The organism is uncultured Reyranella sp. (assembly GCF_945957355.1).
In the GTDB taxonomy this organism is placed as follows: Bacteria; Pseudomonadota; Alphaproteobacteria; order Reyranellales; family Reyranellaceae; genus Reyranella.
The window spans coordinates 286,779-302,732 of record NZ_CAMFKM010000006.1 but is presented as its reverse complement, the minus strand read 5'-3'; the positions used below and the strand labels follow the sequence as shown (position 1 = coordinate 302,732).

The following is a 15,954-nucleotide window of genomic DNA, read 5'->3' as shown; positions in this document are numbered from 1 at the left end:
GATGATTCGCCGGCCGTGCGATAAGCCTCAGCCATGACCATCGGCCTTCTCGTCCTCCTCAAGATCACCGTCACGATCATCATCTTCGGCATCGGCCTCGACTCGACCCTGCACGACGCGGTCCGTCTGTTCCGGCAGCCCGCGCTGCTGTTACGCTCCTTGCTGGCCATGTACGTGCTGGCGCCGCTGGCAGCCGTCGGGTTGGTCATTCTGCTGCCGTTGCCGGCGGCGGCGGAAGCCGGTCTGCTGGTGCTCGCGGTCTCCGCCGGGGCGCCGCTGCTGCCGCGCAAGCTGCTGGGCATCGGTGACGGGGCATATATCTTCAGCCTGGTTGTGGTCTCATCGGTATTGGCCGTGATCCTCGTGCCGCTGTGGCTGGAGATGCTCGGCCCGCTGTTCCCTCGACTGCCGCGCCTCGCGCCGGAGAAGACGGCGCTGGTCCTGGGCGAGTCGTTTTTCCTGCCGCTGCTGGCGGGCATGGCGGTGCGCCGGCTCTTCCCGAAGTTTGCGGCCTGGACCGGCGGGCGGGTGGTCGGCCTGGCGGGATTGGCCATGACACTGGCGGCCGTAGTGCTGCTGGTCGTGAACTGGCATGTGGTGCTCGAGGTCAAATGGCAGGGTATCGCGGCTCTCGCGCTCCTGATCCTGATGTCCCTGGTCATCGGCCACCTCGTCGGCGGCCCGGAGGAGGAAAACCGCTCGGCGCTCGCCGTCGCCTGCGCCACCCGTCACATCGGCGTCGCGGTGTTCGTTGCGACGTCGCTGCCGGGGGCACGTATTGCCGTCGTGATCTCCATCTACATCGCCATCTCGGTGGCGATTACGCTGCCTTATACGCGGTGGCGCCGGGCGGTTGCGGCCAGACATGAGGCGACGTTGAAATAATCTCGATTGTCTTGCAGAGAACCGGCGGGACAAACTCCGCCGGATCGTACGAATGAGGGGATGGGCGTCATGAGTGTCAGTCAGGCCGAGAAGGCCCGCAAGTTCCGGGTGCTCCATGAGAGGCCGGGCGCATTCGTCATCGCCAATCCCTGGGATGCGGGCTCGGCGCGCATACTGGCGGGGCTGGGCTTCGAGGCCCTGGCGAGTTCGAGCGGCGCCAAGGCAGGCACGCTGGGCAGGCGCGATGGCCGGGTGACGCGCGAGGAGGCGCTGGCCAATGCACGGTCGATCGTGAACGCGACCGACCTGCCGGTGGCGGCCGACCTCGAGAAGGGCTTCGGCGACTTGCCCGAGGATGCGGCCGAGACGATCCGGCAGGCTGCAGGCGTCGGGCTGGTCGGCGGATCGATCGAGGACGCGACCGGCAATCCGGACCAGCCGCTGTTCGATATCGAAACGGCGACGGCACGCATCAAGGCAGCGGTCGATGCAGCGCGTTCGCTGCCGGTACCCTTCGTCCTTTCGGCCCGCGCCGAAGGCTTCCTGCGCGGCAAGCCGGATCTGGGCGACGTGATCAAGCGCCTGCAGGCGTTCGAGGCGGCGGGTGCCGATGTCCTGTTCGCGCCGGGGCTGCCCGATCTGGCTTCGGTGAAGAAGGTCTGCGGCGCACTGCGCAAGCCCTTCAACTTCATGGTCGGCATCAAGGGCAAGTCCTTCAGCAAGGCCGAGCTCGAAGCGGCGGGCGTGAAGCGCATCAGCCTTGCCACCTCGCTCTATCGCGCCGCCATGACGGGTCTGATCGATGCGGCGACAGAGGTGAAGGAGAAGGGTACCTTCACCTATCTCGACCGCGCGATCCCGACAGGCGACCTCAACGTGTTCATGAAGGACTAGAGTACGAAGATGCTGACCGAAGACGAGATGAAGCGCATCGCGGCCGAGGAGCGCTATCGCCATTCGATCCGCAAATCCCTGGAAGAGGAGTCCGCCCGGCCCGCGCCCGAGCCACCGCCCCCTCCGGCTCCGCCGGGATTCGGCTCCAAACTCTACGAGTTCCTGAACAGCTCGGTGGGTATGTGGCTCCTGTCGTCGGTCGTTCTGACCGGCGGCGCGGCCTTCCTGCAGCAGGTGCAGCATCAGCATGAGATCTCACTGAAGAATCAGGCGGACCTGACCAGCCACCGCTTCGAGATCGAGCACCGGCTGGACGGGATGAGCTTCCTGCTTCGTCGTGCGGTCACGGTTGGCGACGCCAAGGCGGCACTTGGCGGTGTCTTCAAGAGCGCGATCCCTGTCACACCGGAACTGCAGAACCGCAGCCTCGCCTCGCTCTATCTCTCGGTCTATCCGTTGCTGGCCGGCTCGGAGAAGGAGAAGACCAACAGGGCCTACAATCTCGTGAAGCAACTCGAGGATATCGAGCTCGTGCTTCAGCCCCTGCCCGACGACAAGCCCTTGGACGAAGCGCAGCGAAGCCAGATCGCCAAGCTGATGTCGGCGATCCAGCAGCTCAAGTTCGACGACGGAAGGTAGGCGTCAGCTCTTGTCGACCGCGCCGCCGCTCTCGACCCAATCCTTGAAGGCGCCGAGGTTGACGACGTTGGCGTAGCCGAAATCCTTCAGCACCTTGCCGCTGAGGGCCGAGCGGCCGCCGGAAGCGCAGTAGACGATCACAGTCTTCGACTTGTCGAAAGCCTTGTCGTGGGCGGGCGATTCGGGGTCGGCGCGGAATTCCAGCATGCCGCGCGAGACATGGACCGCGCCCGCGACCTTGCCGCTGTTGGCAACCTCGGCCGCGTCGCGCACGTCGACGACCAGCGTGTTGCCCCTGGCGATCATCTCCTTGGCCTCTGCCGGTGTGACCCGCGGCACCGCGGCATTGGCTGCTTCGATCATCTGCTTGACGTTGGTGGGCATGACATCCTCCCTCGCGTTCGAGTGACGGGGGAGCATAGCATGGCCGCGTCGAATTCATTGGTCGGCGATGGAGCCGGGCGCATAGTGGCGACGGTTCTTGGGGATGTTTGAAACATGAGCAGCAGCGACATCACGCGCGCGCCCAATCCACGGGTGCCGGCCAAATCCTCGGTCGCCGTCTACCGGCTGCCCGGTGGGGGCGGCTTTTTGTGGGGCGTGGCGACGTCGCCGGACCGCACGCAGGACATCCGCGTGCAGACGCTGGGTGCGCTGGGCGTGATCGACGGCTACCTGAAGGATGCGGGCCTCGACCGGACGCGCATCGTGAAGGCCGAGATCGTCGTGACCGACCACGACAACAAGCCGGCCTTCGACGAGGCCTGGGCCACCTGGATGCCGGCCAACCACGGCCCGGTCCGCTCCTTCGTCCAGTCGGTCATGCCCGAAGGCGACCTGATCGAGATCATCATCACCGCGGCGCTGTAGGGGCGGCTGGGGCGATCGGCAAAGGCGAGTTGCCAGCCCCATGCGTTTCCGCGATGAAGTCTGCATGGATACAATCGTCGCGCCCGAGCCGCAGAGCCGCACAGCAACTGAACATTTCGACGTGCTGATCGTCGGGGCCGGGCTTTCGGGCATCGGCGCCGCCTGGCATCTGCAGAAGAACTGTCCGGGCAAGAGCTATGCGATCCTCGAAGGGCGCGCCGCCAGCGGCGGTACCTGGGACCTGTTCCGCTATCCTGGTGTCCGCTCGGACTCCGACATGTACACGCTGGGCTATCGTTTCCGGCCATGGAAGGATGCCAAGGCGATTGCCGACGGGCCGTCGATCCTGAGCTACATCCGCGAGGTTGCGAGCGATCACGGTATCGATCGCCACATTCGCTACGGCCATCGCGTCGTTGGCGCCTCCTGGTCGACGCCGGACGCCAGATGGACGGTCGAGATCGAGCGCGGGCCGGAACGCGTGTTCATTTCCTGCAACTTCCTGTGGATGTGCAGCGGCTACTATCGCTACGAGGCCGGCTACCTGCCGGAGTTCCCCGGTATCGCCGACTTCAAGGGCCGGGTCGTGCATCCGCAGCACTGGCCGCAGGACCTCGACTATGCCGGCAAGAAGGTCGTGGTGATCGGCAGCGGCGCCACGGCGGTCACGGTCGTGCCGTCGATGGCCGAGACCGCCGGTCACGTGACCATGCTGCAGCGCTCGCCGACCTACGTCGTGGCGCGCCCGGCGCAAGACCCGTTCGCCAACAAGATGCGGCGTCGGCTGCCGCTCAAGCTCGCCTATATGGCGACACGCTGGAAGAACGTGCTGATGGGCATGTATTTCTACCAGATGTGCAAGCGCAAGCCGGAGAAGGTGAAGAGCCTGATCCTGGGCGGCGTCCGCCAGATGCTGGGGCCGGACTACGACGTCGCCACGCACTTCACGCCGAAATACAATCCCTGGGACCAGCGGCTCTGCCTGGTGCCCGACGCCGATCTCTTCCGCGCCATCCGCAAGAAGAAGGCGTCGGTCGTGACCGACACGATCGAGACCTTCACCGAGAAGGGCATCAAGCTGAAGTCGGGCGCCGAGCTCGAAGCCGACGTGGTGGTCACGGCGACCGGCCTGGTGGTGCAGCCGCTGGGCGGCGCGAAGCTGGTGGTCGACGGCAGGCCGGTGAAGCCTTCCGACACCATGATCTACAAGGGCATGATGTATTCCGACGTGCCGAACCTCGCCTCGGTCTTCGGCTACACCAACGCCTCGTGGACCCTGAAGGCCGATCTGGTCTGCGAGTATGTCTGCCGCCTGCTGAACTACATGGACCGCAAGGGCTTCAGGCAGGCGACGCCGCACAACAGCGATCCGACCCTCACCGAGGAGCCGTGGGTCAACTTCTCGTCCGGCTACATCCAGCGCGCGCTACCACACCAGCCCAAGCAGGGCAGCAAGCGGCCGTGGAAGCTCTACCAGAACTACGTGCTCGACCTGTTGACGCTCCGGCACGGCTCGCTGCGTGACAAGGCGATGGTGTTCTCGCGTTGATCTCTTGTCACGGCGATCGGCGTCAGCGGTGATCGCATGAGAAGGTGGCGATTCGAGTTCGTCCTGGCGGCGAGTGCCGCGGCCATCGGCACCGCGAGCCTTGGCGCCGAACCTTTGGACGCATTCGACAAAATACAAGCTGGCGACACGGAGGCGGATGCACGGAAAGCCATGAGCGAGAGCGAAATCGGCGCACGCAATGTCTCGCGATGGGTATTTGATCGTACAGATTACGAACTATACGTCGACTTCGAGAATGGGCGAACCGTCAGTGGGGCAGGCGGGTCCGGTAAGAAGGCAGACCATATAAAGATGGATTTGCCTGAGCTGCCCTTAGGCCTCTCGGCAGAACAGGTGACGTCAGCATTGGGGCACCCGATCCGTACCTGCGAACTGTATGACCGCTATATCGACCGGCATAAGGACGTCCTGCTCCTTTGTTTCGCAGAGGGGCGGGTGGTCAAGAAGGACGTCTACCGATGGCCGTGGCCGCCCCGACTACACTAGGCCTTCCGGGTGGATGGCCGAGGATCCCTCACCAAAAGATCAGAAAGCGGTTGTCGGGCATCTTCAGGTGATTGCGACCGTAACCGAGCCGAACGGGCCGAAATCGGCCACATAGGTCTCCCCTGATTTGGGCGCGAGCATGCCGGTGAGGGTGCCGGTGCTGACCATCTGGCCTTCCTTCATGCCGACGCCGGTGCGGGACAGTTCGTTGGCGAGCCAGGTGAGCGGCACCATGGGATGGTCGAGCGCGGCGGCCGCCGTCCCTTTGCGGCGCACGCGGCCATCGGAGGAGAGGGTGGCTTCCTGTCCCGCGATGTCGCGGGTCCGCCAGCCCGCGATGGCGGGGCCGTAGACGATCGTGCCCGAGCCAGCACCGTCGGCCAGGATGGCGGGCAGCGGCGGGAACGACGCGTCGTGGATGAAGCGGCACTCCGCCAGTTCCAGTCCGGGATGCAGCGAGGCCACGGCGTCGGTTACTTCCTCGACCGTGTAGGGCTTGTCGCGCGGCGGCAGATCGTGGCCGAGCTTCGCCTGGTACTCGACCTCGGGGATGGGGCTTGCAAGCGCTGCATGCACGGCGCTGTGCGGTGTTTCCTTCACGAAGTAGACGCGGCCGTAGATCGGCGAGTCGGTTCGCAGGGCCTGCTGCATCTCTTCCTTCATCGCCGCGATCTTCCAGCCGAGCACCGGCCAGCCCAGCTCCTCGCTGACCATGCCGGCGATCCGATAGGCCGTCGCCGTGTCCGGAGGCACGAGATGCGAAGCAAGTCCGCTCTGGCTGCGCTGCTCGCGGCGCAGGGAGGCGAGGAGGCGGGCGAGTTCCCGTTGCGCTGTCTGGTCCATGGGTGTTCCTTAGCAGAAAGCGGAGGAGTCGAGATGCGCACGCAGGCGGACAAGGGACGGGAGTTTCGCGAGCTGCACGAGCGGCCGGGCCTCATCCTGTTGCCCAATCCGTGGGATGCCGGTACCGCCAAGCTGTTGCAGTCGCTGGGCTTCGAGGCGCTGGCCACGACCAGCCTCGGCATGTCGAACGCGCTGGGCCTTGTCGACGGCGACAATGCGGTGAGCCGGGAAGAACTGCTGGAGAATTGCCGCGTGATCGCGAGCGCGACAGACCTGCCGGTGAATGCCGATCTCGAGAACGGCTATGCCGACGACCCAAAGGTGGCTGCGACCATCCTGCGCGACGCCGCTGCGGTCGGCATCGTCGGCGGCTCCATCGAGGATTGGAGCGGCGACCGGATCTACGACTTCAATCATGCGGTGGAGCGCGTGGCCGCCGGCGCGGAGATGGCGCGCTCGCTCGACGTGCCCTTCACCTTCACTGCCCGGGCCGAGAACCTGATCCGCGGCGTTAAGGATCTCGACGATACGATCCGCCGCCTGCAGGCCTTCGAGAAGGCCGGCGCCGACGTGCTCTATGCGCCGGGCCTCCACGACCTTTCGACGATGCGGACCGTGGCGTCGGAATTGAAGAAGCCGCTGAACGTCGTGATGAGTGCGGGCGATCCCGACCTCACGGCGGAGCAGATCGCGGCGACCGGCGTGAAGCGCATCAGCGTCGGCGGTGCATTGTCCCGTCTTGCCCTGGCGGCCTTCATGAAGGGGGCGAAAGACATGAAGGCCGGCAACTTCCAATGGATGCGCGACACGATGCCGACCAGTGAGCTCAAGAAGGTGTTCGCCACCTAGGCCGCGCGCCGGTAAGGCAACTCGTCGAGGGCAGGCAGGGCGGGGCCGCCAATCTGGCGCAGGAGTGCGTTGAGATCGTAGTGAAATCGTTCGCTCACCATGAGACCGTCCCGGAATCCGAGGACAACGACGAAAGGCTGAACGATTGTGCGGCCGGTCGGCTCGATGCCGAGGAAGCGTCCGATGTGCCGTCCATGCCAGGTCGCCTCGGCCATGCAGACATCGTCGGCGGTCCAGGCCGAGACCTGGCCCGGCTCGCGCTTTACCTCGACATCGAAGGTGGTCCACCATTGCCGGTAATGGGCGGCGGCGCCTTCGTGACCATGCCAAGTCTGACCGGTCGCGAAATCGTCGAAGCGGCATTCCGGATGAAGGGTGGCCAGGGTCGCGGTGAGGTCTTGCTGGTTCTCTGCCACCAGATGGCGGTGGGCGAGATCGGCGAGTGTCCGGTTCAAGAGCGCCTCCAATAATATTCGTGTACTTATAATATATAAGAGTGCTGATATGAATCGCAAGGGTGCGATCCCGGGTCCGGGCGAAGGCAAGCGAGGGGCGGAAGGCCATCTTGGCTATCTGATGCGGCAGGCCCATGCGGCGGTGCGCGGGGCCATGGAGAAGGCGCTGGCCGATCTCGACGTCACGCCGCCTCAGTTCGCGGTGCTGACCATGGTGGTGAACTATCCCGGTATCTCTGGCGCGGAGCTTGCTAGGCTTACGTTCCTGACGCCGCAGACGATCAACGTGATCGTCCGCAACCTGGTCAGGGCCGAGCTGGTGGCCAAGTCGGCCGATGCCGTGCATGGCCGCATCCTGCGGCTCCATGCGACGGACCAGGGCGCGGCGCTTCTGAAACGGTGCCGGGGCCGGGTCATGGAGGTCGAGGAACGCCTCCGGGAACTGCTGGATCGGGAGGAGGAGCCGGTCGTCCGGCGATGGCTTGCCGCGGTCGGCAATAAACTGTCTGGGGAAGGCTGAGTAAGCCCACGTGCACCCATTCGCAGGAAGTGTAACATAAGGGTCATGAACGGCCTGTAGCTGCAGGCGTTCGACTGGGGATGAAGACTAGGGGGACTAGGAAATGATCGATCGGACCATCTTCAGGCGCGCCACCTTGGCGGGCGCCGCCGCACTTGCCATGTTCGGCCTGGCGTCGCCGGCCTTCGCCCAGAAGACCAGGCTCACCGTCTATACGGCGCTGGAGAACGACCAGCTCGACCCGTTCAAGAAGGCTTTCGAGGCCGACAATCCCACCATCGAGATCGCCTGGGTGCGCGATTCGACCGGCGTCGTCGCGGCGAAGCTGATGGCCGAGAAGGACAATCCCCGCGCCGACATCATCTGGGGCCTCGCCGCGTCCAACGTCGGCCTGATGGCCTCGATGGGCATGCTCGAGCCCTACACGCCGGCCGGCGCCACCGCGCTCAACCCGATGTTCCTGAGTGGCAAGTCGCCCCAGACCTGGGTCGGCATGGACGCCTACCTCTCGCTGGTCTGCTTCAACACAGCCGAAGGCAAGAAGGGCAACAAGCCGGTTCCGACGAGCTGGGCCGACCTGATCAAGCCTGTGTACAAGGACTCGATCGTGATGCCGAACCCGGCCTCGTCGGGCACCGGCTACCTCACCATCGCGGCCTGGCTGCAGATCATGGGCGAGGAAGCGGGCTGGAAGTACATGGACGCGCTCCATCAGAACATCGCGCAGTACATCCACTCGGGCTCGGCGCCCTGCGTCCAGGCCGCCAAGGGCGAGCGCCTGATCGGCATCGGCCTCGACACCCGCGGCGCCTCGGAGAAGACCAAGGGCGCGCCGCTCGAGCTGGTGATCCCCAAGGAGGGCCTGGGCTGGGAGCTCGAGGTCACCGCGATCGTCAAGGGCACCAAGAACCTCGAAGCCGCCAAGAAGCTCGCCGACTGGGCCGCGACCAAGAAGGCCAACGAGCTCTATGCCAAGACCTATCCGATCGTCGCCTATCCGGGCGTCGCCATCACCCCGCCGAACTATCCGCCGAACCTCGAGAAGGTGATGGTGAAGAACGACGTCGAGTGGATGGCCAAGAACCGCGACCGCATCCTGGCGGAGTGGACGAAGCGCTACGACGGCAAGTCCGCTCCGAAGGCCAAGTGATACGCGAAGCGTGTCATCCCGAGCATCGCGAGGGATCTTCCGTAAGTCGTAAGGATCCTTCGCTTCGCTCAGGATGACAGTGGTTGCCATGGCTAACTACCTAGAGGTCCGCAACCTCTCCAAGCGGTTCGGTGACTTCTCGGCTCTCGGCGACGTCTCGCTCGACGTCGTCGAAGGCGAGTTCGTCTGCTTCCTCGGCCCCTCGGGCTGCGGAAAGACCACCCTCTTGCGGGCCATTGCCGGGCTCGATCCGCAGACCTCCGGCACGATCCACCAGAAGGGGCGGGACGTGTCGGCGTTGCCGCCAGCGCAGCGCGACTTCGGCATCGTCTTCCAGTCCTACGCGCTGTTCCCCAACCTCACGGTCACCGACAATGTTGGCTACGGGCTGGTGAACCGTCGTCAGAACAGGGCAGCGATCGCCAAGCGCGTCGCAGAGTTACTGGCGCTGGTCGGCCTGCCCGATGCCGGCCCGAAATATCCCGCCCAGCTCTCGGGCGGCCAGCAGCAGCGCGTTGCACTGGCCCGCGCGCTCGCGACCTCGCCGGGACTGCTGCTGCTCGACGAGCCGCTGTCGGCGCTCGATGCGCGGGTGCGGCTGAGGCTCCGCCACGAGATCAAGGCGCTGCAGCGGACGCTCGGCGTCACGACCATCATGGTGACGCACGACCAGGAAGAGGCGCTGACCATGGCCGATCGCATCGTGGTCATGAACCACGGCGCCATCGAGCAGGTGGGCACGCCGCAGGAGATCTATCGTCGGCCGGCGACGGCTTTCGTGGCCGACTTCGTGGGCTCGATGAACTTCCTCGCCGGGACCCTGATGGCGCCGGACAGGGTGCGGGTCGCCGGCGTCGATTTCGTCTGTCCGGTCCAGGACGGGCTGGCGCCCGGCCAGAAGGTCAGCCTCTGCATCCGGCCCGAGGACGTGCGCGTGCGCGACCTGCCGGCCGGCATCGCCAATCGCGTGCCGGTCGAGGTGGCGGAGCTGGATTTCGTGGGGGCGTTCTGCCGCGCGACCCTGAAGGCGCGGGCGGCCTCCGACGTCGCCGTGACGGCCGATTTTTCCAGCAACCTGATCCGGGATCTCGGCGTCGACATCGGCACGAAGCTCGATATCGCCCTGCCGCCCGACCGGCTCAGGGTCTTCGCGTGAGGGGAGCTCACTCGTGAGTGTGGCCGCCCCGGCTGTGAAGCCCGGCCTGTCGCGCGACGACCTGATGATGCGGGCCGGCGTCGTCGTGCTGGCCGGAGTGCTCCTGGTCATGCTGGGCCTGCCCCTGTGGTCCTTGCTGGCCAAGGGCTTCGAGGACCGCGACGGCAAGTTCATCGGCCTCGCCAACTACGTCTCGTATTTCTCGACGCCGGCGCTGTTCCAGTCGGCGCTCAACAGCCTGCAGGTCGCGTCGATCACCACCGTGATCGTCGTGCCGCTGGCCTTCCTCTATGCCTATGCACTGACGCGCACGGTGCTGCCGATGCGCTGGCTGTTCCAGGGCATCTCGCTGATCCCGATCTTCGCGCCGTCGCTGCTGCCGGGGCTCGCGCTGATCTACCTGTTCGGCACGCAGGGTTTCTTCAAGGCGCTGCTGGGCGGCGGCTCGATCTACGGCATCGACGGCATCGTCATCGCCCAGGTCTTCTACTGCTTCCCGCATGCGACGCTGATCCTGACGACCGCGCTCGCCACCGCCGACGCCCGCCTCTACGAGGCGGCCGACGTGCTGGGCACCTCGAAGCGCCGCATCTTCTTCACCGTGACCCTGCCCGGCGCGAAGTATGGCCTGATCAGCGCCGCGCTGGTCGTGTTCACGCTGGTGATCACCGATTTCGGCATCGCCAAGGTGATCGGCGGCAACTTCAACGTGCTGGCCACGGACGTCTACAAGAAGGTGATCGGCCAGCAGGATTTCTCGATGGGGGCGGTCGTCGGCATGGTGCTGCTGGCACCGGCAGCGCTCGCCTTCCTGGTCGACCGGCTGGTGCAGAGGAAGCAGGTGGCGCTGCTGACGGCGCGCGCGGTGCCGCTGGTGCCGCGGCCCAGGTTCGCGCGCGACCTCTTCTTCACGCTGTTCTGCCTGTTCGTATCGGCGGCCATCCTCGCCATCCTCGGCATGGCGATCTGGGGCTCGCTGATCAAGTACTGGCCGTACAATCTCAGCCTTACCCTGGACAATTACGACTTCGCCAAGTTCGACGCCAACGGCTGGGATTCATACTGGAACTCGGTGCGCATGGCGGTGGGCGCGGCGGTCTTCGGCACGGTGCTGATGTTCACCGGCGCCTGGCTGAACGAGAAGACGCGCGGCTTCGGGGCGATGCGCGGCGTCGTGCAGTTCCTGGCCTTCCTGCCGATGGCGGTGCCCGGCCTCGTCCTGGGCCTCGGCTACATCTTCTTCTTCAATGCGCCGCACAATCCGCTCAACTTCCTCTACGCCACCATGGGCATCCTGGTGCTGAACACGGTGGCGCACTTCTACACGGTGGGGCACCTCACCGCGACGACGGCGCTGAAGCAGATCGATCCGGAGTTCGAGGCGGTTTCGGCCTCGCTAAAGGTGCCGGTCTGGCGGACCTTCGTGCGGGTGACCGCGCCGATCTGCCTGCCGGCCATCCTCGACATCGCGATCTACCTGTTCGTCAACGCGATGACGACCGTGTCGTCGGTGATCTTCCTCTACGCGCCCGACACCAAGCTCGCGTCGGTGGCCGCCGTGAACATCGAGGAAGCCGGGACGACCGCCGCCGCAGCGGCTCTCTGCGTCGTGATCGTGCTGACCTCGGCCGCGGTCAAGGCCGCCCACCTCGTCGCCGACCGCTTCCTCTTCGCCCGGCTGCAGGTCTGGCGGCGACGCTGATTTCGCGCGAACATCGCGCGATGAGGCAGCTTCGAATTCCTGCCGTCTACATGCGCGGCGGCACCAGCAAGGGTGTGTTCTTCCAGGCCCACGACCTGCCCGCCGATCCGGCGGCGCGAGACAGGCTCTTGCTGCGGGTGATCGGCAGCCCGGACCGCTACGGCAAGCACACGGACGGGATGGGCGGTGCAACGTCGAGCACCAGCAAGGTCGTGATCCTGTCGAAATCCGAGCGTGACGACTGCGATGTCGACTATCGCTTCGGCCAGGTGGCGATCGATGCGCCGGTCATCGACTGGTCGGGCAATTGCGGCAACCTCAGCGCCGCTGTCGGCGCCTGCGCGCTGGGCATGGGGCTGGTCGAGGGGCCGGCCGACGGCATCGCGACGGTGCGGATCTGGCAGGCCAATATCGGGAAAGTGATCGTGAACCACGTGCCCATGCAGGGCGGCGAGGTGCTGGAGCTGGGTGACTTCGAGCTGGACGGCGTGGCCTTCCCCGCGGCCGAGGTGAAGGTCGAATTCCTCGATCCCGCCGCCGACGAGGAGGGCGGCGACGGCGCGGGCGGCGGCGCCATGTTCCCGACCGGTAACCGCATCGACCTGCTGGAGGTGCCCGGTTTCGGCAGGCTCGAGGCGACGCTGATCAATGCCGGCAACCCGACGATCTTCGTCGATGCCGCGAGCCTCGGGCTCAAGGGGACGGAGCTGCAGGGCGACATCAACGGTGACAAGGACCTGCTGAAGCGGGTCGAGGCCGTGCGCGCGCTCGGCGCCGTCGCGATGGGCCTCGTCGCCACACAGCAGGAGGCTACGGACAAGCGTCCACACACGCCCAAGCTCGCTTTCGTCGCAAAGCCCGCCGCCTACACCGCTGCGGACGGCAAGCGCATCGAAGCAGGTGCCATCGACCTGCTGGCCCGCATCTTCTCCATGGGCGTGCTGCACCACGCCATGACCGGGACCGGCGCCGTCGCGATCGCCGCCGCGGCTGCGATTCCCGGCACGATCGTGAGCCGCGTGGCGCCTGCCGGCGCCGACGGTCGCATCCGCTTCGGCCATCCCTCCGGCACCCTCAGCGTCGGCGCCGAAGCCCGCGAGGCGAGCGGTCAATGGACCGTCAGCAAGGTCATGATGAGCCGGTCAGCGCGCCGCCTTATGGAAGGCTGGGTGCGAGTGCCGGGCGACTAGAGTCAGCTCTCGTTCCGCCAGAAGCCCAACAGGAAGCGGCGGCCTTTTCCGGCGCTCCCGCCGAACTGGTTGTTGACCTCGGACAGCGTTGCGCCGTGCCGCCTCATCCATCGGGTGAGGACGAGTTTGCCGACCCAGCCGATCACGAGAAAGCTGCCGAAGTAGAGGATGGCGGTATAAAGCGCTGTCACGCGTATCAGCATAGGTCAGGCGGGCGATGAGGTCAGATGTCGTGGTGATCGGGGGCGGGGCGATGGGGGCGTCCGTCGCTTACCATCTGAAGTCCGATCCGGCTTTCTCGGGAACGGTGACGGTGGTCGAGCGCGATCCGGCCTATACGCGGGCATCGTCGGCGCTGTCGGCGAGTTCGATCCGTCAGCAATTCTCGACGCCGCTCAATATCCATCTGTCGCGCTTCGGGATCGGCTTCCTGCGGCGCGCGCAGGAGCTGCTGGGCGTCGATCTCGGGCTCAAGGAGCCGGGATATCTCTTCCTCGCGAGCCATGCCGGCGAAGCCGTCCTGCGCGCCAATCATGCGGTGCAGAGGGGCGAGGGATGCTCGGTCGAGTTGCTCGATCCCGTGGCGCTGAAGGCGCGCTTCCCGTGGATAGCGGCCGATGGACTTGCGCTGGCATCGCACGGAACGGCCAACGAAGGCTGGTTCGACGGACCTTCGCTGATGCAGGGCTTCCGGCGCACGGCGCGCGATCTCGGCGCGACCTACATCGCCGACGAGGTGGTTTCGTTCGATGCGGGCGGCGTGGATCTGAAGGAGGGGGGGCGGCTGGAGGCGCGCACCGTCGTGCTGGCGGCAGGCCCCTGGTCGGGCGAGGTGGCGGGACGGTCGGGCATCGTGCTGCCGGTGGAGCCGCGCCGCCGCTCGGTCTTCGTCTTCGACGTCCGCGAGGCGCCGGGCGTGACGCCGCTCACCATCGATCCGTCGGGCGCCTGGTTCCGGCCGGAGGGCCGCTTCTACATCGCCGGCACAACACCGGCCGAGGGCAACGATGCGCCGGGCGCGCCGCTCGAGGTGCAGCACGCGGAATGGGACGAGATGGTCTGGCCCACCCTGGCGGCACGCGTGCCGGCCTTCGAGGCGGCCAAGGTGGTGAATTCCTGGGCGGGCTACTACGAGTACAATACGTTCGACCAGAATGGCATCGTCGGGCGCCACCCCAGGATCGAGAACCTGATCTTTGCCACCGGCTTCTCCGGCCACGGCATCCAGCAATCCCCGGCGGTCGGGCGCGCCGTCGCCGAACTGATCGTGCACGGGGATTACCGGACGCTCGATCTCAATACTTTTGGTTATGACCGCATTGAATCAGGCCGGCCTATCCGCGAGCTGAACGTCGTGTGATACTCCCTGCCTCACGCGAGGAGAGTGGACGTGCCCGATCAAGCGCTGGTGAATTCGGATCTGCAATCTGCCCTGGCCGAGGCCAAGCAGGCCTATGTCGACCGCAATCCCAAGAGCTTCGCCCGCCACCAGGATGCCTGCGTGGCCATGCCGGGCGGCAACACCCGCACCACCCTGCACAATGCGCCGTTCCCGCTCACTGTCGTGCGCGGCGAGGGCTGCCGGCTGTGGGACGCCGACGGCCACGAATACATCGACGTGCTGGGCGAATATACCGCCGGCATCTACGGCCATTCCCATCCGGTGATCCGTAAGGCGATCGACAAGGCGCTCGACCATGGCTGGAACTTCGCCGGCCGCAACGAGAGCGAAGGTAAGCTCGCCAAGCTCGTGGTCGATCGCATCCCGTCGATCGACCTGGTGCGCTTCACCAACTCCGGCACCGAGGGCAACGTGATGGCGCTGGCCGGTGCGCGCGTCTTTGCCCAGCGTAAGGGCCGCACCAAGGCCACGAAGGTGATGGTGTTCCACGGTGGCTATCACGGCGGCGTGCTCTACTTCGTGAGCGGCGGTTCGCCGGTGAACATGCCCTACGAATATGTCGTGGCGCCGTACAACGACGTCGAAGGCACCCGTGCGCTCCTCGCCAAGCATGGTGAGGAGCTGTTCGCCGTTCTGCTCGAGCCGATGCAGGGCAGTGGCGGCTGCCTGCCCGGCAATCTCGACTTCCTGCAGATGGTCCGCAGCGAGACCAAGGCGCGCGGCATCACCATGATCTTCGACGAGGTCATGACTTCGCGCCTGTCGCCCGGCGGCCTGCAGGAGAAGACTGGTGTGATTCCGGACATGACGACGCTCGGCAAGTATATCGGCGGCGGCATGTCGTTCGGCGCCTTCGGTGGCCGGCGCGACATCATGGAGCTGTTCGATCCGACCAAGCCCGATTCGCTGCCGCATGCCGGCACGTTCAACAACAACGTGCTCACGATGGCCGCGGGCGTCGCGGGTTATGGCGAGGTCTACACCCCCGAGGCGGCCAAGGTGCTGAATGACCGCGGCGACAAGATTCGCGAGCGGTTGAACGCGATCTGCCGATCAGCGGGTGTCGAGTTTCAGTTCTCTGGCATCGGCTCGATGATGACGGCGCATGCCACGACGCGGCCGATAAAGAGCGCGGCAGATCTCGCGTCAAGCAACCAGGACGCCAAGGAGCTGTTCTTCTTCGACATGGTGGCAGCCGGCATCTGGATCGCCCGGCGCGGCTTCGTGGCGCTGAACGTCATGATCGGAGATGCCGAGGGTGACCGTTTCGTGGCGGCCGTCGAGGAGTTCGTTGCGGCACGAAAGGCCCTTTTGCAGCCGTCGTAACGGCTTACACTGGGGAA

At 65.8% G+C, this 15,954-nt stretch carries 18 protein-coding genes; 14 read left to right on the top strand and 4 right to left on the bottom strand.

Annotation, left to right across the window (positions count from 1 at the left end):
• The first annotated feature begins 33 nt into the window (after positions 1 to 33).
• From Q0Q48_RS12930 to Q0Q48_RS12920, 3 genes are all read left to right on the top strand, one after another.
• Positions 34 to 885, top strand: coding sequence for a hypothetical protein (locus Q0Q48_RS12930; protein WP_295138161.1), 852 nt, complete (start codon positions 34 to 36; stop codon positions 883 to 885).
• A 69-nt stretch (positions 886 to 954) separates the two neighbouring features.
• Positions 955 to 1,779 carry an isocitrate lyase/phosphoenolpyruvate mutase family protein gene (locus Q0Q48_RS12925; RefSeq protein WP_295138159.1) on the top strand — a complete coding sequence of 275 codons (825 nt, stop codon included), beginning with the start codon at positions 955 to 957 and terminating at the stop codon, positions 1,777 to 1,779.
• A 9-nt stretch (positions 1,780 to 1,788) separates the two neighbouring features.
• A complete protein-coding gene (locus Q0Q48_RS12920) occupies positions 1,789 to 2,418 on the top strand; it encodes a hypothetical protein (RefSeq protein WP_295138157.1) in 630 nt (209 codons plus the stop codon).
• 3 nt (positions 2,419 to 2,421) lie between these two features.
• On the opposite strand, the gene Q0Q48_RS12915 is transcribed toward Q0Q48_RS12920, so the two are convergent.
• Positions 2,422 to 2,802 carry a rhodanese-like domain-containing protein gene (locus Q0Q48_RS12915; protein WP_295138155.1) on the bottom strand — a complete coding sequence of 127 codons (381 nt, stop codon included), beginning with the start codon at positions 2,800 to 2,802 and terminating at the stop codon, positions 2,422 to 2,424.
• A gap of 114 nt (positions 2,803 to 2,916) precedes the next feature.
• Here Q0Q48_RS12915 and Q0Q48_RS12910 point away from each other — a divergent pair, with 114 nt between their 5' ends.
• The 3 genes from Q0Q48_RS12910 (at position 2,917) to Q0Q48_RS12900 (ending at position 5,344) form a co-directional block, all read left to right on the top strand.
• Positions 2,917 to 3,288, top strand: coding sequence for a RidA family protein (locus Q0Q48_RS12910; RefSeq protein ID WP_295138153.1), 372 nt, complete (start codon positions 2,917 to 2,919; stop codon positions 3,286 to 3,288).
• A 64-nt stretch (positions 3,289 to 3,352) separates the two neighbouring features.
• Positions 3,353 to 4,837 (top strand): NAD(P)/FAD-dependent oxidoreductase, encoded by a 1,485-nt coding sequence (locus Q0Q48_RS12905; RefSeq protein ID WP_295138151.1) that lies wholly within the window; start codon positions 3,353 to 3,355, stop codon positions 4,835 to 4,837.
• Between the two features lie 36 nt (positions 4,838 to 4,873).
• Positions 4,874 to 5,344 carry a hypothetical protein gene (locus tag Q0Q48_RS12900; protein ID WP_295138149.1) on the top strand — a complete coding sequence of 157 codons (471 nt, stop codon included), beginning with the start codon at positions 4,874 to 4,876 and terminating at the stop codon, positions 5,342 to 5,344.
• A 63-nt stretch (positions 5,345 to 5,407) separates the two neighbouring features.
• Here Q0Q48_RS12900 and Q0Q48_RS12895 read toward each other — a convergent pair whose 3' ends face one another.
• Positions 5,408 to 6,187, bottom strand: a complete 780-nt coding sequence (locus Q0Q48_RS12895; RefSeq protein WP_295138147.1) for a hydratase — start codon at positions 6,185 to 6,187, stop codon at positions 5,408 to 5,410.
• Positions 6,188 to 6,220: 33 nt separating this feature from the next.
• Here Q0Q48_RS12895 and Q0Q48_RS12890 point away from each other — a divergent pair, with 33 nt between their 5' ends.
• A complete protein-coding gene (locus tag Q0Q48_RS12890) occupies positions 6,221 to 7,036 on the top strand; it encodes an isocitrate lyase/phosphoenolpyruvate mutase family protein (RefSeq protein ID WP_295138145.1) in 816 nt (271 codons plus the stop codon).
• On the opposite strand, the gene Q0Q48_RS12885 is transcribed toward Q0Q48_RS12890, so the two are convergent.
• Positions 7,033 to 7,491, bottom strand: a complete 459-nt coding sequence (locus Q0Q48_RS12885) for an ester cyclase (RefSeq protein ID WP_295138143.1) — start codon at positions 7,489 to 7,491, stop codon at positions 7,033 to 7,035. The genes Q0Q48_RS12890 and Q0Q48_RS12885 overlap by 4 nt on opposite strands.
• A gap of 49 nt (positions 7,492 to 7,540) precedes the next feature.
• Between Q0Q48_RS12885 and Q0Q48_RS12880 the strand changes: the two genes are divergently transcribed.
• The 5 genes from Q0Q48_RS12880 to prpF all read left to right on the top strand — a co-directional run bounded on the left by Q0Q48_RS12880 (position 7,541) and on the right by prpF (position 13,209).
• Positions 7,541 to 8,011 carry a MarR family transcriptional regulator gene (locus Q0Q48_RS12880; RefSeq protein ID WP_295138141.1) on the top strand — a complete coding sequence of 157 codons (471 nt, stop codon included), beginning with the start codon at positions 7,541 to 7,543 and terminating at the stop codon, positions 8,009 to 8,011.
• A 103-nt stretch (positions 8,012 to 8,114) separates the two neighbouring features.
• Positions 8,115 to 9,161, top strand: coding sequence for a putative 2-aminoethylphosphonate ABC transporter substrate-binding protein (locus tag Q0Q48_RS12875; RefSeq protein WP_295138139.1), 1,047 nt, complete (start codon positions 8,115 to 8,117; stop codon positions 9,159 to 9,161).
• Positions 9,162 to 9,249: 88 nt separating this feature from the next.
• Entirely contained in the window at positions 9,250 to 10,317 is a 1,068-nt protein-coding gene (locus tag Q0Q48_RS12870) for a putative 2-aminoethylphosphonate ABC transporter ATP-binding protein (protein WP_295138137.1), read from the top strand.
• 64 nt (positions 10,318 to 10,381) lie between these two features.
• On the top strand, positions 10,382 to 12,019 hold the full coding sequence (locus Q0Q48_RS12865) for a putative 2-aminoethylphosphonate ABC transporter permease subunit (protein ID WP_295138276.1): 1,638 nt from the start codon (positions 10,382 to 10,384) through the stop codon (positions 12,017 to 12,019).
• A gap of 20 nt (positions 12,020 to 12,039) precedes the next feature.
• Positions 12,040 to 13,209 (top strand): 2-methylaconitate cis-trans isomerase PrpF, encoded by a 1,170-nt coding sequence (gene prpF / locus Q0Q48_RS12860; RefSeq protein ID WP_295138135.1) that lies wholly within the window; start codon positions 12,040 to 12,042, stop codon positions 13,207 to 13,209.
• A 2-nt stretch (positions 13,210 to 13,211) separates the two neighbouring features.
• On the opposite strand, the gene Q0Q48_RS12855 is transcribed toward prpF, so the two are convergent.
• Positions 13,212 to 13,400: a hypothetical protein gene (locus Q0Q48_RS12855; RefSeq protein WP_295138133.1), complete on the bottom strand. Its 189-nt coding sequence runs from the start codon at positions 13,398 to 13,400 to the stop codon at positions 13,212 to 13,214.
• A gap of 26 nt (positions 13,401 to 13,426) precedes the next feature.
• Between Q0Q48_RS12855 and Q0Q48_RS12850 the strand changes: the two genes are divergently transcribed.
• Entirely contained in the window at positions 13,427 to 14,569 is a 1,143-nt protein-coding gene (locus Q0Q48_RS12850; RefSeq protein ID WP_295138130.1) for an FAD-binding oxidoreductase, read from the top strand.
• A gap of 30 nt (positions 14,570 to 14,599) precedes the next feature.
• Positions 14,600 to 15,937, top strand: coding sequence for an aminotransferase class III-fold pyridoxal phosphate-dependent enzyme (locus Q0Q48_RS12845; protein WP_295138128.1), 1,338 nt, complete (start codon positions 14,600 to 14,602; stop codon positions 15,935 to 15,937).
• Positions 15,938 to 15,954 lie beyond the last annotated feature (17 nt).